At 55.7% G+C, this 20,945-nt stretch carries 21 protein-coding genes; 11 read left to right on the top strand and 10 right to left on the bottom strand.

Translation table 11 applies throughout. The features are described from left to right. The first annotated feature begins 25 nt into the window (after positions 1–25). Genes ACMYSK_RS25295 through ACMYSK_RS25280 form a run of 4 tightly spaced genes read left to right on the top strand, consistent with a single transcriptional unit; the run spans position 26 to position 3,886 of the window. Positions 26–1,045 (top strand): ABC transporter permease, encoded by a 1,020-nt coding sequence (locus tag ACMYSK_RS25295; RefSeq protein ID WP_434639189.1) that lies wholly within the window; start codon positions 26–28, stop codon positions 1,043–1,045. Continuing rightward, positions 1,046–1,942, top strand: a complete 897-nt coding sequence (ddpC, locus tag ACMYSK_RS25290; protein WP_434639188.1) for a D,D-dipeptide ABC transporter permease — start codon at positions 1,046–1,048, stop codon at positions 1,940–1,942. Next, positions 1,939–2,925 (top strand): ABC transporter ATP-binding protein, encoded by a 987-nt coding sequence (locus tag ACMYSK_RS25285; RefSeq protein WP_434639187.1) that lies wholly within the window; start codon positions 1,939–1,941, stop codon positions 2,923–2,925. The genes ddpC and ACMYSK_RS25285 overlap by 4 nt, the downstream gene beginning before the upstream one ends. Beyond that, a complete protein-coding gene (locus ACMYSK_RS25280) occupies positions 2,918–3,886 on the top strand; it encodes an oligopeptide/dipeptide ABC transporter ATP-binding protein (RefSeq protein ID WP_434639186.1) in 969 nt (322 codons plus the stop codon). Before ACMYSK_RS25285 ends, ACMYSK_RS25280 begins: the two co-directional genes overlap by 8 nt. Here ACMYSK_RS25280 and ACMYSK_RS25275 read toward each other — a convergent pair. The 5 genes from ACMYSK_RS25275 to exaC form a co-directional block, all read right to left on the bottom strand. Further along, the gene (locus ACMYSK_RS25275) at positions 3,883–5,004 is read right to left on the bottom strand and encodes a fimbrial protein (protein WP_434639185.1); all 1,122 of its coding nucleotides are present in this window, start codon (positions 5,002–5,004) and stop codon (positions 3,883–3,885) included. The genes ACMYSK_RS25280 and ACMYSK_RS25275 overlap by 4 nt on opposite strands. A 16-nt stretch (positions 5,005–5,020) precedes the next feature. Continuing rightward, entirely contained in the window at positions 5,021–7,513 is a 2,493-nt protein-coding gene (locus tag ACMYSK_RS25270; protein ID WP_434644361.1) for a fimbria/pilus outer membrane usher protein, read from the bottom strand. A gap of 75 nt (positions 7,514–7,588) precedes the next feature. Further along, positions 7,589–8,254: a fimbrial biogenesis chaperone gene (locus ACMYSK_RS25265; RefSeq protein WP_434639184.1), complete on the bottom strand. Its 666-nt coding sequence runs from the start codon at positions 8,252–8,254 to the stop codon at positions 7,589–7,591. A 99-nt stretch (positions 8,255–8,353) separates the two neighbouring features. Further along, the gene (locus ACMYSK_RS25260) at positions 8,354–8,950 is read right to left on the bottom strand and encodes a fimbrial protein (RefSeq protein WP_434639183.1); all 597 of its coding nucleotides are present in this window, start codon (positions 8,948–8,950) and stop codon (positions 8,354–8,356) included. A gap of 754 nt (positions 8,951–9,704) precedes the next feature. Next, positions 9,705–11,225 carry an acetaldehyde dehydrogenase ExaC gene (exaC, locus tag ACMYSK_RS25255; RefSeq protein WP_434639182.1) on the bottom strand — a complete coding sequence of 507 codons (1,521 nt, stop codon included), beginning with the start codon at positions 11,223–11,225 and terminating at the stop codon, positions 9,705–9,707. Positions 11,226–11,475: 250 nt separating this feature from the next. Here exaC and ACMYSK_RS25250 point away from each other — a divergent pair, with 250 nt between their 5' ends. Further along, a complete protein-coding gene (locus ACMYSK_RS25250) occupies positions 11,476–13,260 on the top strand; it encodes a sigma-54-dependent Fis family transcriptional regulator (RefSeq protein WP_434639181.1) in 1,785 nt (594 codons plus the stop codon). Positions 13,261–13,267: 7 nt separating this feature from the next. Here the strand turns inward: ACMYSK_RS25250 and ACMYSK_RS25245 are convergent, their stop codons facing one another. Continuing rightward, entirely contained in the window at positions 13,268–13,864 is a 597-nt protein-coding gene (locus ACMYSK_RS25245; protein ID WP_434639180.1) for an undecaprenyl-diphosphatase, read from the bottom strand. 75 nt (positions 13,865–13,939) lie between these two features. Further along, positions 13,940–14,860: a LysR family transcriptional regulator gene (locus tag ACMYSK_RS25240; RefSeq protein WP_434639179.1), complete on the bottom strand. Its 921-nt coding sequence runs from the start codon at positions 14,858–14,860 to the stop codon at positions 13,940–13,942. Between the two features lie 105 nt (positions 14,861–14,965). Here ACMYSK_RS25240 and ACMYSK_RS25235 point away from each other — a divergent pair, with 105 nt between their 5' ends. The 4 genes from ACMYSK_RS25235 (at position 14,966) to ACMYSK_RS25220 (ending at position 16,754) form a co-directional block, all read left to right on the top strand. Then, on the top strand, positions 14,966–15,571 hold the full coding sequence (locus ACMYSK_RS25235; RefSeq protein WP_434639178.1) for an NAD(P)H-dependent oxidoreductase: 606 nt from the start codon (positions 14,966–14,968) through the stop codon (positions 15,569–15,571). A gap of 79 nt (positions 15,572–15,650) precedes the next feature. Next, positions 15,651–15,950 (top strand): ArsR/SmtB family transcription factor, encoded by a 300-nt coding sequence (locus tag ACMYSK_RS25230; RefSeq protein WP_434644358.1) that lies wholly within the window; start codon positions 15,651–15,653, stop codon positions 15,948–15,950. 9 nt (positions 15,951–15,959) lie between these two features. Then, positions 15,960–16,481: a rhodanese family protein gene (locus tag ACMYSK_RS25225; RefSeq protein WP_434639177.1), complete on the top strand. Its 522-nt coding sequence runs from the start codon at positions 15,960–15,962 to the stop codon at positions 16,479–16,481. Between the two features lie 93 nt (positions 16,482–16,574). Continuing rightward, on the top strand, positions 16,575–16,754 hold the full coding sequence (locus ACMYSK_RS25220; RefSeq protein ID WP_434644355.1) for a hypothetical protein: 180 nt from the start codon (positions 16,575–16,577) through the stop codon (positions 16,752–16,754). 94 nt (positions 16,755–16,848) lie between these two features. On the opposite strand, the gene stpA is transcribed toward ACMYSK_RS25220, so the two are convergent. Next, positions 16,849–17,250: a DNA-binding protein StpA gene (stpA, locus tag ACMYSK_RS25215; protein ID WP_434639176.1), complete on the bottom strand. Its 402-nt coding sequence runs from the start codon at positions 17,248–17,250 to the stop codon at positions 16,849–16,851. Positions 17,251–17,966: 716 nt separating this feature from the next. Here stpA and alaE point away from each other — a divergent pair. Then, complete coding sequence (gene alaE / locus ACMYSK_RS25210; protein ID WP_434639175.1) at positions 17,967–18,416, top strand: L-alanine exporter AlaE; 450 nt, start codon at positions 17,967–17,969, stop codon at positions 18,414–18,416. 85 nt (positions 18,417–18,501) lie between these two features. Here alaE and ACMYSK_RS25205 read toward each other — a convergent pair whose 3' ends face one another. After that, positions 18,502–18,864, bottom strand: coding sequence for a DUF2002 family protein (locus tag ACMYSK_RS25205; RefSeq protein WP_434639174.1), 363 nt, complete (start codon positions 18,862–18,864; stop codon positions 18,502–18,504). 150 nt (positions 18,865–19,014) lie between these two features. Between ACMYSK_RS25205 and ACMYSK_RS25200 the strand changes: the two genes are divergently transcribed. Next, complete coding sequence (locus ACMYSK_RS25200) at positions 19,015–19,341, top strand: DUF883 family protein (protein WP_434639173.1); 327 nt, start codon at positions 19,015–19,017, stop codon at positions 19,339–19,341. Positions 19,342–19,481: 140 nt separating this feature from the next. On the opposite strand, the gene ACMYSK_RS25195 is transcribed toward ACMYSK_RS25200, so the two are convergent. Next, on the bottom strand, positions 19,482–20,843 hold the full coding sequence (locus tag ACMYSK_RS25195; protein ID WP_434639172.1) for a PLP-dependent aminotransferase family protein: 1,362 nt from the start codon (positions 20,841–20,843) through the stop codon (positions 19,482–19,484). Positions 20,844–20,945 lie beyond the last annotated feature (102 nt).

Here is a 20,945-nt window from a genome sequence, read left to right as displayed (position 1 = left end):
TACGGGCCCGGCAGAGGACGTCATCATGAGTTTCTGGGGTTTGATACGACAACGCAGCTGGGGATTGATCCTCGTCGTCGCCGGCGTCTGCGTGATCACCTTTATAATTTCGCACCTCATACCCGGCGACCCCGCGCGCCTGCTGGCAGGCGATCGCGCGAGCGATGAAATTGTCCAGCATATTCGCCAGCAGCTGGGGCTGGATTTGCCGCTGTGGCAGCAATTTTTCCATTATGTGAATGCCCTGCTGCACGGCGACCTGGGCACCTCTATCCGCACGGGTCGCCCGGTACTCGAAGATTTAAAAACCTTTTTCCCAGCGACCCTTGAACTGGCAGTCTGCGCTCTGTTTATCGCGCTGGTGGTCGGCATTCCACTGGGGGTGCTCTCGGCGGTGTACCGCAACCGCTGGACGGATCACCTCGTTCGTCTGATGGCGCTGACCGGAATATCTACTCCGGCGTTCTGGCTAGGGCTGGGGGTGATTGTCCTGTTTTACGGCAAGCTGGACTGGCTGCCCGGCAGCGGGCGCCTTGACGACTGGTTCGACCCGCCGACCCGCGTAACCGGTTTTTATCTGATCGATGCGTTGCTGGAAGGCAACCTGGACGTGTTCTTTAACGCACTGCAGCACCTGATCCTGCCGGCGGCCACCCTGGCCTTCGTTCACCTGGGGATTGTCGCCCGGCAAATTCGCTCCGCCATGCTGGAACAGCTGAGTGAAGATTACATCCGCACCGCGTTGGCCAGCGGCCTGCCGAAATGGACCATCGTGATGCGCTACGCGCTGCCTAACGCGCTGATCCCCTCGGTCACAGTGCTGGGACTGGCGCTGGGCGACCTGCTGTACGGCGCGGTGCTCACCGAAACCGTCTTTGCCTGGCCCGGCATGGGGGCCTACGTCGTCTCCTCTATTCAGGCGCTCGACTTTCCGGCGGTCATGGGATTCGCCGTCGTGGTGTCATTTGCTTACGTGCTGGTCAACCTGCTCGTCGACCTGCTGTATTTATGGATAGACCCGCGCATGGGTCGGGGAGAACGCTAAATGATGATGACTCAGGAACGCCCCGGCGCTATCGCGAAAACCGGCCGCAGCCACGTGTGGAAACGCCGGTGGTGGCTGGTGCGTAAAAGCCCGCTGACGCTGATCGGCGGGGCCATTATGTTGATCATGCTGTTTCTGATGATCTTCTCGCCGTGGCTGGTGCCACACGATCCCAACGCAATCGATCTCACCGCTCGTCTGCAGGCGCCATCGCTGTCCCACTGGTTTGGCACCGATGAGGTCGGCCGGGATCTGTTCAGTCGAGTGCTGATCGGCAGCCAGCAATCGATCGCCGCCGGTCTGGCGGTGGTACTGATCGCCGGGATCAGCGGCTCGCTGCTCGGCTGCCTCTCCGGTGTGCTCGGCGGGCGCAGCGACGCGCTGATCATGCGGCTGATGGATATTATGCTGTCGATCCCTTCACTGGTGCTGACGATGGCGCTGGCCGCAGCGTTAGGCCCGAGCTTATTCAACGCCATGCTGGCGATTGCCATCGTGCGGATCCCGTTTTACGTGCGTCTGGCTCGTGGACAAACGCTGGTCGTGCGCCAGCACAGCTTCGTCGAAGCCTCGGTGACCTTCGGGGCCTCCCGCTGGCACCTGATCAGCTGGCATATTTTACGCAACGCTCTGCCGCCGCTGGTCGTACAGGCGTCGCTGGATATCGGCAGCGCCATTCTGATGGCAGCGACGTTAGGGTTTATCGGCCTTGGTGCACAGCAGCCCACCGCCGAGTGGGGCGCCATGGTGGCAAACGGTCGCAACTATGTCCTCGATCAGTGGTGGTACTGCGCCTTCCCCGGTGCGGCAATCCTGATTACCGCCGTCGGTTTTAATCTGTTTGGTGACGGGATCCAGGATTTACTGGATCCGAAGTCCGGAGGACGCAACGCATGAATAACCGGGTTCTGACAATCGACAACGTCCGTTTAGGTTTCCCCGTCTATCAAGGGGAAGTACATGTTCTGAACGCTGTCTCCATGCATCTCGACCGTGGTGAAATTGTTGGCGTGGTGGGCGAGTCCGGGTCCGGAAAATCGGTCACTGCCATGCTCGCCATGCGCCTCCTGCCGCCGGGAAGCTATCAGATTCACAGCGGGCAGGTGACCCTGATGGGTAACGATATTCTTAAGGCGTCGGAGAAAGAGATGCGCGACATCCGCGGCCGCCGGGTGGCAATGATTTTTCAGGAGCCAATGACCGCGCTGAACCCGACCCGGCGAATAGGCAAGCAGATGGTGGACGTTATCCGCCAGCATCGGCCACTCTCCGCCCGCGAGGCACGTGCCAGGGCGGTTGCGCTGCTGGCGGATATGCAGATAGCGGATCCGCAGCGGGTCATGGAGCGCTACCCCTTCGAACTCTCCGGCGGGATGCGCCAGCGGGTAATGATCGCCATTGCCTTTTCCTGCGAGCCTGACCTGCTGATTGCCGATGAACCCACCACCGCGCTGGATGTGACCGTTCAACGCCAGGTTCTGCGCCTGCTAAAACAGAAAGCACAGGCAACGGGCACCGCGGTGCTGTTTATCAGCCACGATATGGCGGTGGTTTCCCAGGTCTGCGATCGGCTGTACGTCATGTATGCCGGCGCGGTCATTGAAAGCGGGTTAACTCAGCAGGTGCTGCATCATCCTTTGCATCCCTACTCCGTTGGCCTGCTCGACAGCGCCCCGGATAACGGCGAGCCGCGGTCGCTGCTGCGTTCGATTCCCGGCACGGTGCCGAATCTGGCGCGACTCCCTGGCGGCTGCGCCTTCCGCGAGCGCTGCTTCGCCGCCGGTGAGAGCTGTGGCATTACCCCGCAGCTCCGCCCGATAGAACAGACCGGGCAGCAGGCGGCCTGCTGGTACCCTCAACTGGAGAAGGCACATGTCTGAGATGCTGTTGAAACTGAGCGATGTTCATCTTAATTTTCCGGCCCGCAAAAACTGGCGCGGTAAAGTCGTCGAACGCGTCTATGCGCTGAACGGCCTGAATATGGCGGCCTGGCGTGGCGAAACGCTGGGTATCGTCGGGGAGTCCGGCTGCGGAAAAAGCACCCTTGCAAAGCTGTTGATGGGCATGCTCAAGCCCACTCACGGGCAGTTCGAACGCATGACCGCTGGCGCTGACGGACGCACCGGCGGGCGTATGCAGATGGTGTTTCAGGACCCGCTCTCCTCGTTGGATCCGCGGCTTCCCGTGTGGCGAACCATCACCGAACCGGTGTGGATCCAGTCGCGGCCGGGAGAACAAGCCCGGCGCCAGCTGGCAGAACAGCTGGCGTTGCAGGTAGGTATTCGCCCGGAGTATCTCGACCGCTTACCGCACGAGTTTTCCGGCGGGCAGCGTCAGCGCATTGCGATTGCCCGCGCGCTGTCGGCAAAGCCGGATATTATCGTGCTGGATGAGCCCACTTCGGCGCTGGATATTTCGGTACAGGCGCAGATCCTCAATTTGCTGGTCGAGCTGCAAAGGCGGCAAAACCTGACCTTTGTTCTGATCTCACATAACGTCTCCGTAGTACGTCATATGAGCGACCGCGTAGCCGTGATGTATCTCGGGCAAATCGTCGAAATGGGCGAGGCGCGCCGGGTCCTTGATACCCCAGCCCATCCCTATACCCGGCTGTTAATGGACTCAGTGCCGCGTATTGGCTCGTCGCTGGGCGAAGCGCCACGCAACACGGAATTACCCGGCAACCGTCATCTGCCGGAAGGCTGCTATTTTCGCGAGCGCTGCCCTTTCGCCACCGCGGGCTGTGAGCAGCCGCAGCCGCTGCGTCCACTCGCCAACGGAACCGCGGCCCGCTGCTGGCAGGCAGAAACCATCGCCCGTCAGCCGCTTAGCGCCCTTTAGTTATATTCGAGCGCAAAGGTCGCCAGACCGTTAGCCCGTCCGGGCGTGACGACGTCTCCTGTCTGCACATACCGGGCGGTGAAGTTGATACTTTCGGCGCCGGCAGCGCTGCCGGCCACGATATGTTTTAGTACCGGCAGGTTACTGGATTCGTTGATTTTCACCGGCGTTCCTACAGAGGGCGCCGGTGCGGGGTTATTGCCATAGCTCAGCTTGATGCCCACGCCGCTCGCCGAACCATCGACCTTTTCCAGAGCTAAGGTATCGCTGGCGGCGGGGTCGGCGGCGACACCAAAAAAGCCAATGCGGACATCGGTTGGGGTGGTGCAATATACCGGAATGCTAAAAGTCTGCGTCACGCCCGCGGTAGTCGTTTTACCTTTGAATGCCGCTTTGTTGACCGTCCCCAGATTGACGTTAATCGTCGGGCGAGCAACCTGGCAACTGCCGCTGGCACCGATATCCACGTTGAGAGCCGCGAGGTCGATGCTGACCGGCGCGCTCGCCGTTCGGGCGGCGCTGCTGCCGTCCTGCTTCTCAATATATAAGTTTCCCACCTGCGGCTGGCCTGAGACGCTGGCATGGTTGCCGCTGACCAGCGCAACATCCCCGGTTTTATAAAAAGTGATATACGCTTTCACCACGGTCTCCCGCTGGCTAAGCAGCGTCGAAAGCTGTGAGCTCTCGCAGACCGTCACCGATTCACTTCCGGCGGGCGCATGACTGCCGTCAATGTAGTGAATCGGGCCGCCGCCGCACTGAAAGCCCAGCGAATAGCCCATACCGCTGAGCGCGGAAGCATAAACGTGCTGGCCGTTAATCACCTGCGGCGAGCCGCCGGTGTTAACCTGCTGATAGACTATCCGTTTCCAGCCGGCAGTTGGCATCTGCAGATCGCAGACGAAGTGAATGCCGCCGCCGTTATCCGCCATCGCGTTGGTCATTTGCGTATTGGCGCGAAGCGTCGGCAGGTAGCGAATATTCGGTACGTTAATCGTCATCTGCCCGACGCTGCCGCCGCAGCTCTCGGCCCTGACGTGTTGGCTATAGATTCCCAACAGCAGCAGGCACAACAGCTGCAGACACAGTAACTTCACTACACGAAAGCCGCGATGCATGGCTTTTCTCCTCGGTTTACAGGCAAAGACCAGCCGCGGTTTTCACCGTATTCTGCTGTTGGTGGTCGGAAAGATGAAAATGCAGGGAGCATTTCCGCGAGATGTTATCGTCAACCCAGTCCGCGTCGAGCGTGCCCTCTTCCGGTATCCCGCTGAGGTACACCTGCCCGTCGTCGGCTACCATCCCCCCCGCTGCCGCTTCTGCCGGGTCCTCCTGGTGCAGATGCACGTTGGCGCCAAACGGAATCGCCCCGTCTCTATCGCGCAGAGTAAACAGCACGCGGTTGCCAATATGGGTCTGGTAATTGGCCAGCACCACCGCGCCGCCGCCGGGAATCACGGTTTGCCCTTGCAGATCCACATCGGTGTCATTGCTCATCGATTCGGTATCCAGGGTCAGGGTATTTTTGCGATACACCGTTAACGTCGGGACCACGGCGTAGCCGCGACCATCGGTGTGAATATTGGTCCCGTTCTGAATCGCCACATCCGCCGCCCCGGGCGCTCGTACGATGGCAAAGCTGTCACCGACCGGTTGCCCTAACGTCACGCCGTAGGGATGCGCCACGATAGAGCCGGACGCCCCCCAGGTCAGTTGGTTACTCACGCTGTCGTGGCGATAGCCCAGCTGGGCGCTGCCGTATCCGCCGTGGTAATCCAGGGCGGCGCTGCTGTTGCCGCCCTGTCCGGCATTGGCGTAGCCCTGTTGCACGGAATAATAGAGGTTAGGGTTCTGCGGCACCGCGCCATACATCGATACCTGCTGCGAGGTACGCCCGTTGTTATCGGAGGTGGTGCTGTAGCTCAGAGAACTGTCAGCCAGCTGGCTACCCAGCGGGATATTCAGGTTAAATGACCAGGCGCTGTCCGCTTTATTGTGGTCGGAAGACTGCGTGTAGTAATAGCCCACGCCCCAGGAAACCCCCTTCCAGGCGCTATAGAAACCCAGGTGCACCGTTTCATCGTGACTGTTGCTGCGCCAGTAGTCCTGCGAGTACGCAGAGATAGCCAGGCTGCTGGCCGAACCCATGGCCTGAGTCACGGAGAGTTCTTCGCGGCTTCGTTTGTTAGCAATCTGTTCGTCAGGACTTTCGAGGGTATTGGCTTCACTAAAGTCGTAATAGCCGCTCGATGAATAGCGGTAGCTGGCGAGACTAAAAGAGGTTCCGGTCTGGACAAAATCTTTCTGGTATTGCACGCGAAAGGACTGTCCCGCGGAGCGGGTGTCGGAAGGCGTGGTGGTTCTGGCCCAGGTCGCGTCGCTACCCAGCGATCCGAGTTCGCCAAAACCACGTCCTACCCCCATCGCCCAGGCCTGATAATCCTGCGCCAGCTGGGTGCCACCGTATAAGGTGAATGCGGCAGGTAGTCCATAAAAGAGAGTACCCTGCACAAAATCCGGCGATCGGGCCTGGCTCTGACCAGAGTGATAACGCCCGCCGCTGAGGCTGAATTTGCTGCGACCTTCCCGGAGCATAAACGGCACGGCGGAGTAAGGCTGGGTAAACGACCGTACCGATCCGTCATTCTCCTTCACCTGCACGTCAAGATCGCCACTTTGCGCCGTTGGGTAGAGATCCTTGATGGCAAAGGCGCCCGGCGAAACAAAGGTCTCATAGATAACGTAGCCGTGCTGCGAGACCGTCACTTTGGCATTACTGTGCGCCATACCGCGAATAACTGGCGCAAAACCCCGCTGGCTGTCGGGCAGCATTTCATCATCCGACATCAGCTGCACGCCGCGAAATGGCACGCTGTCAAACACATCACCGGTCGTGAAGGTATCGCCAATTAGCAGCTGGCTGCTGAGTGATTTCACATCCCGTTGCAGCCAGGTGGTTTGGGAATGCCAGCGGTACTGCTGGTCGTACTGCATTGATGAAATATTACGCAAGCGCCAGGGACCCAGGTTCGCGCCGCTGCGCAAGTTAAGATAGCTTGAGTGCGACCGGGCGTCAGACTCTCGGGTTTGCGCACCGGTAAGATTGTAGTTAACAAACCCCGCCGGGATGCCGTCATCCCAGCGTGCCGGATCGACATAGCCGCGGCTTTGCGTGTTCATCGCCGCCTGAGGAATACTGATATTCAGACGCTGAGTGGCGAAATCAAAGTGACTGCTGGCATCGGGAATATAGTGTTCAATCCGGGTAAAGGTTTCGCCTTCATGCAGCGTGTTAAACGCGGAAAAGGCACTGACGTTCACGCCAAAATCGGTCAGTTGCGCGACGGTTAATACCGGCTGTAACGTTCCGTTATCTTCCACAAAGGCGATCGACCCCTGCCCGGTTTCCTGGTTGTTCACCCAGATGCTGACCGAGTAATTACCGGGCTGCTGGCCACCCGATTTGGCAAAATAGTGTAAATCCGCCATTTTTTGCTGCGGGTTAGCAAACTCTAAGGCGGCAGGATCGAAGTAATCATCCGCCGACACGCTGGCGCTTTGACACAATAAGCAGAGCAGCGGCGGCAGGCTTGCGAATAACCGGGAATCCCCAAACGGGGTTGCCATCACGGAATAGCCGTGAAGAATCACTGGGGACTTTTTTTTCACGATATTTGACCAGGCAATGCAAAAGCGCAAAAGTTACTGCTGCGCGTCATCCGTAATACCGCCAAAATCATTAATGGCGCGCCATTTAACCGTTCCCGAGCCGTTTATCGGCCACTCTTTGCGGGTTAAAGGTCCAATCATGCCGGGTTCATCGACCTCTTTCCCACCGACGGAAAGAGAGAAAAAGGAGACAAAATACGGCGTTGGATTCTGTGCCACCAGTCGATTGCCGGACACCTTAAAGGTTAATTGCTGCCAGGCCTTCATCGGGTCCCCGGCAAGGCCATTCGGTCGATAAAAAATCTTGAATTTAGATTTAATATTGACCTGAAGTTTATTCGCATCGCTTTTTTGCGTTGGGGCCACGCTTTTGACACTCAGCCAAAAAACAGATTCACGATCGCGCGGCAGGTCGGCGCCAATGAAATTAATTCGCAATACGTTTTCCTGATCCGGGTCGAGGCGAAAAAGCGGCGGGGTGACAATAAAAGGCACCGGCGCCTTGTTATTTTCCGCATAATTTTCTACCCACGACTGCACCAGATAAGGTGAATGCGGATCTGCATTTGTTACTGAAATAGAGGCTTCACGTTTCCCTTCCTGATAAATAACCCGGGTACCTCCCATAATAATACCGGCCTGAACCGTAGTGGATAACAGTAAAAAAGCCGCCGCTATACCGGCTATCAAGTGCTTCATAATCGTAACCATGAGGTAAGAGTCTGGAATACCACGAATAACAAATGGGCTATTCAGAGAATAAAAAAAAATGAGCAGGGAGTCCTGCTCATTTTTTTCTTAGTTGTAAACCATATTGAAGTTTGCCGTGCCGTTTGCCGCCCCGGCGGAAACTGCGCTGGTGGAGATATAATCAGCAAAGAACTCCAGATCCGCCGCCCCGGTCGTTACCCCACCGGTACCGGCTAGTACCATCTGGTCACGGGATACCGTGCCGAGATTAATCGGTGTAGTACGGTCATTCTCATACAGCTTAATCGCCACGCCCTGGGCGCCGCCGTTAACCGCCAGCAGATTGCTGTTGTTGCTATCCCGGGTACCGTCAAACAGCACCGCAACTCTCGCGACAGAAGCCGGGCAATCTTTTACTTTTATGTGAAACGAGGTTTTCGTGGTTTCAGAACCTGCGCCGGAAAAGAAGCTGCTCGCCCATTTGCCCAGATCGACAACCTGATTAGCACTGGTGCTATCAATATTACAGGAGGTATCGGTAATTGAACCGGAAAACTCGATCTGACCGCCCGTACTTTGTGTACCAATACTGCTATTCGGATTGATCTGCAATGCAGAATGAGCAGGTTGTGAAGGACTAGCTAATACCGCGCCGGACACCAGAGCACCGACAATCATTGCCATAATACAAAATTGCGTTTTCATTATTTATCTCATTTCTAACATATTTTATGACAGATAGCGCCCAGGACAGTGATGACCAGAGCCACTCTGTTTTCAGATTGTCCATGTTAAAAATAATTGCGTTCCCTCGGCAGGATATTAAACGCACAGCAGCGCATTCCCGTTAATTTTATTCCCCGACAACGGGAGAATAAAATTCAAACGAAAAGTTCATAGTCATGCATTTAACATTAAACGAAATACTATTCCGTCAATAAATAAAACGCAATAATTTGTTGTGTTAATGAAATGGCGTTTTATTTTACATTTAAAATAATTTATATCAATTTCGTCTATTTTGTTAATTCTCAAACCCAAAAAACCCAACACCATAACAATAACCCCCAACAACACCATATGTTAATTAACAATTTTAATGAAAATAGCGGGATTCAAGCGTGGTTTTTTCTGTGAAGGCGCAAGAGATAAACAGAATATTAGGAATATTCTTAGTTGCAATTACGTAATTTTTTTTGTAACCCCTGAAATCATAATAACACTAATAAATAGCTGTTCTTGTTTTTCTGCGCTGCTATATTTCAAATGAAAGAATAAGTTGAATAAATTTCATATTTCCCGATTTAATAAAAATCATGCCGTGAAAGGTATTGCCAGCCTTGCATGAGCCATTCGCTTAGCAAACCGGTGACATCAAACGACATAAAAAAACCCGCCCCCTTAAACTCCGGTGGCGGGTTTGAATGACCGACGGTAGATCAGGCGCTCAGGCCGTCAATTAAAACAGCCCTAACGGTGCCGTACCGTAACTCACCAGCAGGTTTTTCGTTTGCTGATAGGCATCAAGCGCCATTTTATGGGTTTCCCGGCCCACGCCGGACTGTTTATAACCGCCAAACGCGGCATGAGCCGGGTAGACGTGATAACAGTTGGTCCAGACGCGGCCAGCCTTAATTCCACGCCCCATCCGGTACGCCAGATTGCTGTCGCGGGTCCAGACGCCGGCGCCAAGACCAAACTGGGTCTGGTTGGCAATTTCCAGCGCTTCCGCCTCATTTTTAAAGGTGGTGATGCCAATCACCGGGCCAAAAATTTCTTCCTGGAAGCTGCGCATATCATTGCGCCCCTTAATCAGGGTTGGCTGAATGTAGTAACCATTATCTAACTCAGCCGCAATGCTGGCGCGCTCGCCGCCGGTCAGGATCTGGCCCCCCTCTTCGCGGGCAATCTTAATGTACGACAGGATCTTATCGAACTGCTGGCGCGACGCCTGGGCGCCAATCATGGTGTCGGTGTCAAAGGGATCGCCACGACGAATCTGTGCCACCTTCGCCATGACCCGCTCCATAAACGGCTCGTAGATCGATTCATGGATCAGCGCACGCGATGGGCAGGTACACACCTCGCCCTGGTTAAAGAAGCCCAACACCAGCCCTTCAACCGCCTTCTCAATGAACTCTTCTTCGCCGTCCATAACATCAGCAAAATAGATATTTGGCGACTTACCGCCCAACTCTACGGTGCAGGGGATAATGTTCTCCGCCGCGCAGGCCAGAATATGCCGTCCGACGGGCGTTGAACCGGTAAAGGCGATTTTGGCGATACGCTTGCTGGTTGCCAGCGCCTCACCGGCCTCTTTACCAAAGCCCTGGACCACGTTCAGGACACCCGGCGGGAAGAGATCACCAATAATCTCCAGCAGTAGGGTGATGCTCAGCGGCGTCTGCTCGGCTGGCTTGAGCACCACGCAGTTCCCCGCCGCCAGCGCTGGTGCCAGCTTCCACGCCGCCATCAGCAGCGGGAAGTTCCACGGAATAATTTGCCCGACCACACCCAGCGGTTCATGGAAGTGGTAGGCCACGGTGGTTTCATCAATCTCCGCAGTACTCCCTTCCTGCGCCCGCAGACAGCCGGCAAAATAGCGGAAGTGATCGACCGCCAGCGGCAGATCGGCATTCAGCGTTTCACGCACCGGTTTACCGTTATCCCAGCTTTCCGCTATCGCCAGATACTCAAGATTGTCCTGAATACGGTCGGCGACCTGTAGCAGCAGGTTGGAACGATGCTGTACCGACGTTTTCCCCCAGGCTTCTGCGGCGCGGTGCGCGGCATCAAGGGCAAAGTCGATATCTTTGGCATCAGAGCGGGGAAATTGTCCTATGTCGCTTCCGTCCACGGGGGAGGTATTCATAAAGAATTCGCCACCGAGCGGTTCGATAAATTTGCCGTCAATATAGTTACCGTACGCGGACTTCAATGAAACTAAGGCGCCCGGGGTGCCAGGATGTGCATAACGCATTGCAATCTCCTTCTGTAGGGTTAAGGCGCAGCGGCGTATTGGTTTTTTGCTGTTGCCTGCTGCACAGAAGCATATGCAGGGGTTATGCCATATTCCCCGGATAGTAAAATAACCATAAAATTCAATTTGTTATTATTTACCTAATCCCTTCGCAGCGACTGAATTTTGCTTATGTGTCGCAAATCGCAACACATGAGAAACTATAAAGCTACAATATTGCAACATCACACAACCAACCACGAGGTGCTCCGTGCAAGGCAATTCGTTTACCCTCGATGCCGAGGTGAAAACCAGCCCGTTGCTCAGCGATTCCTGGTTGCGTAGCCAGCAGTATGGCCTTGATCCGACGACAGAAGATTTCCCTCGCCTGGGTTCCGGCGAGCTGGCGGATGCGCTGGCCAGCCATACCCGGTTACAGCAGCTAACGCTGCCGGTGGTGAACGCCCTGTCGCGTAAGGTCAGCGATCTCCAGTCGGTGGTGATCCTCTCTGACGCCAGCGGTCTGGTACTACAAACCTTTGGCAATATGCACGCCATGCAGAAGGCGCAAAGCTTCGCGCTGGCACCGGGAAACCTGTGGAGCGAAAGCGGGCGCGGCACCAATGCCATCGGCACCGCGCTGGCTATAGACGACAGCTGCGAAATCGACGGCCGTCAGCACTTCCTCACCCGCAATCAGGATCTCTATTGTGCCGCGATGCCGGTTCAGAGTCCGGACGGCAAAATCGCCGGCGTGCTGGATATTTCCGGCCCGGCCCACTTTCCGCACACCCACACGCTGGCATGGGTAAAAGAGGCCGCGAAGCAGATTGAATACCTGTGGGTAAAACAGAGTCTTCATCCGCAGCAGTGGCTGATGAGCCTGCACCTCCAGCCCCACAAGCTCGATAGCGTTGAAGAACTGCTGCTGGTCTTTTCCGATAACGTACTGACCGCCGGAAACCGCCTGGCGATGCGCGACCTGGGCCTCGATCCCGGGCAGTTCGGCCAAATTACCTTCCAGCAGCTGTTTCCTCAGCTGGCGCAAACCGCAGTGAACGTGCCGCTGCCGCTGACCCTCCAGCGGCAAACCTACTATTACCGTTTGCGCGCCCCGACCCGTACCCACGTGACCGTGCCGGCTCCGGCGCTGCCGGCAATCGCGCTGCCTTTCGCCAGCCAGCGTGAGGGAGAGAAGATGGTGCGCCTGTTGAATGCCGGAATTGCGCTGTGTATTGAGGGCGAAACCGGGTGTGGCAAAGAGTTTCTCAGCCGCACGCTTCATCAGCACAGCCGCTGGCGTAACGGTAAATTCGTGGCCATCAACTGCGCGGCGATCCCCGAATCGCTGATTGAATCAGAGCTGTTTGGCTATCAGCCCGGCGCCTTTACCGGCGCCAGTAAAAATGGCTATATCGGTAAAATTCGCGAGGCTGACGGCGGCGTCCTGTTCCTGGATGAAATTGGTGATATGCCGATGCTGCTCCAGACCCGGCTGCTGCGGGTGCTGCAGGAAAAAGAGGTCACGCCGCTCGGCGCCAGCCACAGTGCACCGGTCAGCTTTGCGCTTATTTGCGCCACCCATCGCCACCTGATGCAGCATGTAACCGAGGGGACGTTTCGCGAGGATTTACTCTATCGTCTGCGTGAGTTCGCTCTCACTATTCCGCCGCTGCGGGAGTGGCCCTTGCTTGCGGATTTTATCCAGCAGCTATGGCAAAGCCTCGGTGCCGAAGCGCAACACGTACAGCTTTCACCGACGCTCCTGGCCCACCTGGCCGCACTTCCCTGGCCTGGCAACGTGCGCCAGCTTCAAAGTCTGATGAAAGTGCTGCTGGCGCTGGCTGATGAAGGTGACAGGCTTGAGGTGGCAGATTTACCCGTGGAGTACCAGTCGCCTCCGGCACCGGCACCCTCTCGCGGACTACAGCAGCATGATGCCCAGCTGATTGCCGACACGCTGACGACCTACAACGGTAACGTCAGTAAAGCGGCGCAGGCTCTTGGCGTCGCACGCAGCACGCTTTACCGGCGCGCCGCGCGGAGCAGAAACTAAACCATCACTATGGCGTAAAACGGGCCGGCAGCCAGGAAAACATCCGCTGGCTGATGGCTTCGCACACGCTCACCATCGACGGTCCAAAGATTTGCCAGACCCGTTTGGTTACAAGCACAGCAACGGCGGAAACCGCCGCCGCCCCCACCATATCCAGCGGGAAATGGACCCCGAGGAAGATCCGCGACCAGGCCACCGGCAACGATGCGATCAGGACCAACAGACCCATACTGCGCAGACGCTGCGAGAGTAGCGCAAATGCCGCACTGAACATCACCAGGCCATGGTCGCTCGGGAAGCCGTTATCCGCCGGATGACTTATCCAGGTATGGCCCAGCGGCATCATAAACGGCCGGGGGTGGAACCACAGCGAACCGCAGAGATAGCCCAGCGCAAGCGCCAGCAGAATGGTCAGCGTGCAAAACAACGCCTGCCGGTGCCCCTGACGACCGCCTAAGAACCACAGACCGAGCAGAATAGCCGGAACGATAAATATCATTCCACTGGCGCAGAAACCGGCCAACGACAGCAGAGTTTCTGACGTTCCCGGCTGAGCATTCAGCGCCAGAAAAGCGCCTTGATTAAGAGTTTCCAGTCGATTCATTGCGAAGATCCATGACAGTCATATTGCTGTCATTATCGCCATTCTCTCTTAAGTTACGCTTAACCCCGCCTGGCTTTATTGATGCACTGCGACCGGCAAAATAGCCTGCGGCAGGTCGGCCAGCAGCGCATCGATAGTCACCCGGATTTTCTGCGGTACCCACGGTGCCTCAGGCCAGACGGCCGAGATAGCAAACGTGATGCTCGCGCTCTGCGGCAGAATACAGCGCAGCCGCCCCTGCTCAACCTCCTGGGCTGCCAGCCAGTCCGGAATCCAGGCAATTCCCAGCCCGCTCACTGCCGCCGCGGTTATCGCCGCAAAATCATCCATTACCAGATGCGCCTGCGGCAGCCAGTCCACGGGGCCGCCTTGCGGATCGTGCAGTCGCCATTTCTGGATCTGCCCACCTTGCTGGTAGCCGATGGTCTGGTGCCCGGCCAGTTCAAGGTGAGTCTGCGGTTCCAGGTGCGCCTGCAAATAGCCAGAGGAGGCACAAAGCACCATGCCGTGGCGGCCAAGATGCCGGGCTTTCAGAAAGGTGGAATCCGCCAGCGTTCCGATGCGAATAGCCAGATCAAACCCCTCTTCAAGCAGGTTAATCTGTCGATCGCTAAAAGAGAGCACGAGTTTTAGCTGCGGGTAGCGCTGGCTGAGGGAAAAGAGAATCGGGGCGACGCAGCGTTGACCGAACAGCACCGGCAGGCTGATCCGTAGCCGCCCTTTTACCTGCGTTTTACCACGCTGGATTTCATCCTCCGCCTCGCGAATGCTGTCCAGCGCCTGGCGACATTGCAGGTAGAACAGCTCACCTTCTTCCGTCAGAGCCTGCCTGCGCGTGGTGCGCTGGAAAAGTGCCACGCCCAGCCGCCCTTCCAGACGACCAATCGTTTTCCCTACCGCCGAACGGGTCACGTGCAGCCTCTCTGCCGCTCTGGCAAAGTTACCGCACTCCACGACGGCGACAAAAACCGGGATACCGCTCAGGTCCGTGTTCATAAGATTGGTTCCTGAAAAGATACAATTGAGAAAAATAATGTCACTACTGGCGCTAAAAGGACAGTGTTAGCCTTTGTGCAACAAAGATAGCCAGAGGTTATGCCCATGAGCCAGGTTCTAGTGTTGAAATCCAGCATCAATGGTCAGGCATCGCTGACCAACCAATTGATAGATGAATATATGCAGATGCGCGAGGCGGCAGGCCAGCAGGACCACGTAACCGAACGCCGCCTGACGGACCTGGAACTGCCCGTCCTCGATAGCGGACTGTTTGCCGCCCTGCGCGGTGTCGACGATCCGCGCCCGGCGATCCAGCGAGGCGTCGCGCTATCGGATACGCTGATTGGCGAACTGAAAGCCAGCGAGCTGCTGGTCATCGGTGCGCCCATGTATAACCTCAACGTCCCTACCGATCTAAAAAAATGGTTTGATCTCGTCGCCCGGGCACGCCATACCTTTCGCTATACCGAAACCTGGCCGCAGGGGCTGGTCGACGGCGTGCGTGCGGTGATCGTCAGCTCACGCGGCGGAATACATTGCGGGCAGGATAGCGATGCCGTGACGCCTTACCTCCGTTCCGTGCTGGCGCTGATGGGTATCAGTGAAGTGACGTTTATTTATGCCGAGGGGATGGATATCCGGCCTCACGGCCGTGACGCGGGTATCGCTCATGCCAGAGAACATCTTTTCCGACTGGCTTACACCGTCTGAGCTGCGCGGCACTTTTCGTGCTGGCACTGTGCTATTTTTTATTTTAGAATTATCTAAATTTAGAAAAGACTAAAATAAAATAATGACACCAGAACAGCTGCAGTCCAGCGCCGGGGAAGCCGCCGTCCTGTTGAAAGCCATGAGTAATCCGCACAGGCTGTTAATTCTGTGCATGCTGTGTGAGGCGCCGCACACCAGCGCAGGCGAACTCGCCAGGATAACCGGCCTGAGCCCTTCGGCCACCTCTCAGCACCTGGCGCGCATGCGCGACGAAGGTCTTATCAGCAGTGAGCGCCAGGCGCAGCGCATCCACTACTTCATCGCTCATCCTGCTGTTCAGCAAATCATCACCACGCTGAAGACCCTCTATTGCCCATAAGGAACAGCCATGACTATCGCTACCCTTTCCCCTGAAGAGGCCCGGGCGCAAATTGCGCAAGGGGCCAGATTGATCGATATTCGCGATGCCGATGAGTACGCCCGGGAGCACATCCCCGATGCCGAACTGGTGCCCCTGGCCGCGCTGAACAATGGCGCAACGCTAAAGGCGACAGCGGATCAAACCGTAATCTTCCATTGCCAGGCGGGGTCGCGCACGCAAAATAATGCCATTCGTCTGCTGGCGGCGGCAGCGCCGGCGCAGGTCAAACTGCTGGCCGGTGGCATTCAGGCCTGGAAAGCGGCGGGTTTGCCGGTCAAAGAGGACAAAACGCAGCCGCTGCCGCTGATGCGCCAGGTACAGATCGCCGCAGGCGGACTTATTCTTCTGGGCGTCGCGCTGGGCTATGGCGTCAGTAGTGGCTTTTTCCTGCTCAGTGCTTTCGTCGGCACTGGGTTAACCTTTGCCGGGATCACCGGTTTTTGTGGGATGGCGCGCCTGCTGGCTATCATGCCCTGGAACCGGCGCTGACGCCGGGTTCTTCAGGCCTGTTGTCTGCGGATATTCAGCTGAGCTAAAGTGAAGACCAGTACAATGCAGTTATCCATGCAGAGGAGAAAAATGATGTATTCAATAGGTGACCTGGTTCAACCGCGTGCGGGTGGGCCAAAACTGAAGATTGTGGCAGTCGGCGAGGATCATATTGTTGCCGTGCAGGCCAGTAATGAGCAGGGCGAGAAATATACTCTCAAGCCCGCTGACGTCACGCCTTATACAGAAGAAGGCGATTTTGGCGTGTGCTAATACAAACGGTGGGCTCCCCCACCGTTATTTTTACGCTATCCGACGGCACTCTTTATACCTGCATATGCCTGCCGAATATCACTCCCGTTAACCCTTAAATCAGAAAACTGTCCAGCGTCGCACCTGCTTCAATCGCCCGGGCGATCGGCTTCGGCATACGTCCCTGGCCGGTCCAGGTTTTATCCGCACCGGAACTATCGGTAAACCGGTATTTTGCCGGACGCGGCTGGCGTTTTTTCGCCTCTTTCGACGGAGCCGAATTCTGCGTGACCAGCTCATCAGGCATGATGCCATCGGCGATCATTAATTCCAGCCAGGTATTAATTTTTTCCTGGTATTCGGCATTCTGTTGCCTGACAGACTGCTGTTCTGACCGTTTTTCTTCAGTGACGACCCTGAGTTTTTCCAGCATTTCTTCAAGCACGTCAATGGAGAATTCACGCGACATGGCCCGCAGCGAACGGATATTATTCAACTTCTGTAACATTAAAGACATAAATTTCTAAACGATCCCAAATTGCAAATAAGACATTACTACCGGGGTACTCTAATATATGAAGCTATTTATTACCACCCTAAATGCCGAAGGATAAATATATCTATCCTGCCCCGTTTAATTCCCATTTAAAATATCTTCAGCAGCCACCAAATTAAAAAAGAGAATTAATTAAACAACAATTTGAATAGGGTAAAAAAACCGCAAAAAGCTTATCCCCCTCTATATTACCTGCATGGTCAGCAAGTTAGAGTGATATATCCGGGCTGTGGGTGAGACCAAAACCAACGGTGTGTGAATGAACATGCATGAAAATCGAATATACAGCCATGATGAAAAACAGAATCTAATGCTAATTTCATAGGCTTTTTGGCATAAATTATTCTAAAAGTGACAGGCATCACACTGAAACGTTACTTCAGACTATAGTCGTCTCGCTCGTCAGCCAGGCTGCTTCTGATGGACTGTAGCACCAACAATACAACTAATTGATAATTAAACAAAAAATAAAGAACCAGGACAAAAGTAGCGCAGCGAAGAAAAAACCACCTTTCACAGAGTATTTTATCGACAAAAAGCCATTAAATAAAAATTTATAGCTAGTTGCCACTTTTAATGCAGAGATATAATCTACGCACATCAAAACAGGCAACCCAAAACGCTGCAAAAGAGCGACTTTTTTGGCTTATCAGACTTCATTTTCGAGGAGCACACCGATGTTCTCTGCGCAGTCCCGCTTGCGTCATGCGGTAGCAGACACCTTTGCGATGGTGGTCTACTGCACCGTTGTGAACATGTTGATCGAAATTTTTCTCTCCGGAATGACTTTTGAGCAGTCGTTATCTTCGCGCCTGGTAGCAATTCCGGTGAACATTATTATTGCGGTGCCCTACGGGTTTTACCGCGACCGCGCAATGCGCCTGGCTCGTCACATCAGTCCTTCCGCCTGGATGAAGAATATTGCTGATGTCGTGGCCTATGTGACGTTTCAGTCACCGGTTTATGTCGCTATCTTATTTGCCGTTGGTGCCGACTGGCACCAGATTGCCGCAGCGGTGAGTTCAAATATTGCGGTATCAATGATGATGGGTGCAGTCTACGGCTACTTCCTCGATTACTGCCGTCGCCTGTTCCGCGTCAGCGCGTACCAGCAGGCTAAGGCCTGACCCCCGATACAACCAGCGACTGACACTGTCAGTCGCTTGCTCGTCGATTATCCCCACTTCGCTCAACTATCTGGTCGTCATACGATTAGCTATGGGACAGACTCGGCTGGGCTTCGCCATATAATCCATTCAAAAAACGCTCAAGCGCCAAACGCGAACTGAACCCGTGTGGAATACCATAATGCTGCTGTACGTCTCCGGCTAAATACAGCGGAAACTGTTCGTAATGATCGCAGGTTTTGATATCCGACGCGGGATCCGCCAGCGAATTACTCCGCTCTTTTAGAGCCGGATGAATAATTAAAGCGGTACGCCCCATGCGCGCTTCGCGGTTCACATAAACATAATTATCGCCACGGCGATAGCCGTACGCTTTTTGCGTCACAACATCCATAGTGAAGCCGGCTTTTTCAAGAACACGCGCCACTTCATCGGGTCTTAAATACATACTCATTCCTCATTATCTTTTACCGCACATTTACCTTACCTTATTCATCATTGATAGCGCTTTCGGAAAATTCCAGAAACGGCATGGCCAAAGCATAATTCAAAATCTTGTTCTACACTTAATGGCTCAACGGAATTAAGGGAGAAATCGATGGCTAACCGTCTGAACCGCAACAATGTCGATGAAAGCGCTGAAGATATTCATAACGATGTCAGCCAATTAGCGGATACGCTGGAAGAGGTGCTGAAATCATGGGGCAGCGATGCGAAAGATGAAGCTGATGCCGCACGGAAAAAAGCCCAGGCGCTGCTAAAAGAGACCCGTGCCCGTCTGAACGGGAATAACCGCGTTCAGCAGGCCGCCCGCGATGCCGCAGGCTGCGCTGATACCTATGTGCGTGATAAACCGTGGCAGAGCGTTGGTGCCGCCGCCGCAGTTGGGTTATTTATTGGCGTATTATTGAATTTACGTCGATAATATAAACGATAGATGAAGATAACAAATACGCGTCAGCCCCTGTGCGCCATTGGCCCAGGGGCTTTTTGTTGTCTCAACACATGTTGGCCTGAATGGCTGCTTTAGGGAGACCTAATCCCCGCCATCCTCAATCAGCGACTTTACTTATCAGCAGAAAACAGCGCAACGTTGAGTTGGCGCACTACCTCCGTCGCCATCTCCATCGACGTCAAATTAGTAAAACTCACCAGCAGGCCTCCCTCGCCGCGACTGTGCATACGCCAGTCGCTCAGCGCCTGCGCAGCCAACCCGGCCTGCCTTGCCTTTAGCGCCAGCTCCCGATCGTCACCGTTTACCGTAATAACCAGCTGAATCCCACCCAGCTGTGCTACGACGCCAAACCCCTGCGCCAGCAGGGCTGACTCCAGCCACTGCCGGCGCTGCGCATAGCAGGTACGCATTTTCTTCAGGTGACGCCAGAAATGGCCTTGATGGATAAAATCCGCCAGCGTCTGCTGCCACAGCGTCGGCACGCTACAGCTCATCAGCTCCGCCTGCTGACGAAAGGCGGCAACCTGTGGGAGCGGCACCACCAGCCAGGCGGCGTGGAGTGCCGGGAAAAGCGATTTACTGAAGGTGCCGGCGTAAATCACCCGCTGCGGAGCATCAAGACTTTTCAGCGGCGGCAGCGGCTTGCCCCGATAGCGAAATTCACTATCGTAATCATCTTCAATGATCCATGCATGGCGCTGGGCAGCCCACGCCAGTAGCTGCCTGCGTCGGGTCAGCGACAGCGCCACGCCCAGCGGGCTCTGGTGTGCAGGAGTGAGGAGCGCAAAATGAGCCTGCGGATAATGCCGTTGCGCCCACGCCACATCCATCCCCTCTTCATCGACAGGAACCGGATCGATAATCACGCCTTCCTGGATAACCCCCGGCCGAATCAGCGGAAAACCGGGGTCTTCCATCCAGATATGCTGACCGGGCTGCGCCAGCGTGCGCAAGATCAGGCGCATTGAGGCAGCATAGCTACCGGTCACCAGCACCTGCTCAGGCAGGCACTCGATACTGCGCGAAAGGCGTAAATAATCGACAATAGCCCGGCGAAGGATCATTTCGCCACACGGATCGCCGGGGGCCAGATCAAAACGCGTTTGCGTTCGGAGTCGCCGCCCCATTACCCGCGCCCACAGGCCGCGAGGGAAAAGATCCAGCGCCGGCAGCCCCAGTTGAAACGGCAGTGGCGTCGTCGGTTCATGACCCACAGGAAAACGCGGCGCCACCGCCCGCTGCGGACTCAGCCGCTCGCTGACAAAAGTGCCCGCCTGCCCTCGCCGCTCCAGCCAGCCCTGGGCCACCAGCTCACCCCAGGCATTCTCTACGGTTGCCCGGGAGACGCCCAGCTCCTGCGCATAGACCCGGCTGGCGGGCAAACGACTACCGGGCGCGAGTTCGCCGCGCTCTATCGCCGATTTTAGCTGCCGGGCAATACGCTGATAGTGCGGTACTTTTTTAACGTCCATTATGGTCTGCTTTTTTCATTAAAATATGGCTATCTTTTGCAGTCCATTATAGTGCTATTTTGCGCTGGTCTTAGAACCGATTACCTGCGGTTCCCGTTTGAG

Source organism: Klebsiella sp. I138, assembly GCF_051131765.1.
Taxonomy (GTDB): Bacteria; Pseudomonadota; Gammaproteobacteria; order Enterobacterales; family Enterobacteriaceae; genus Klebsiella.
Note: the sequence above shows the minus strand (reverse complement) of the source record. Positions and strands in the feature narration are given on the sequence as shown.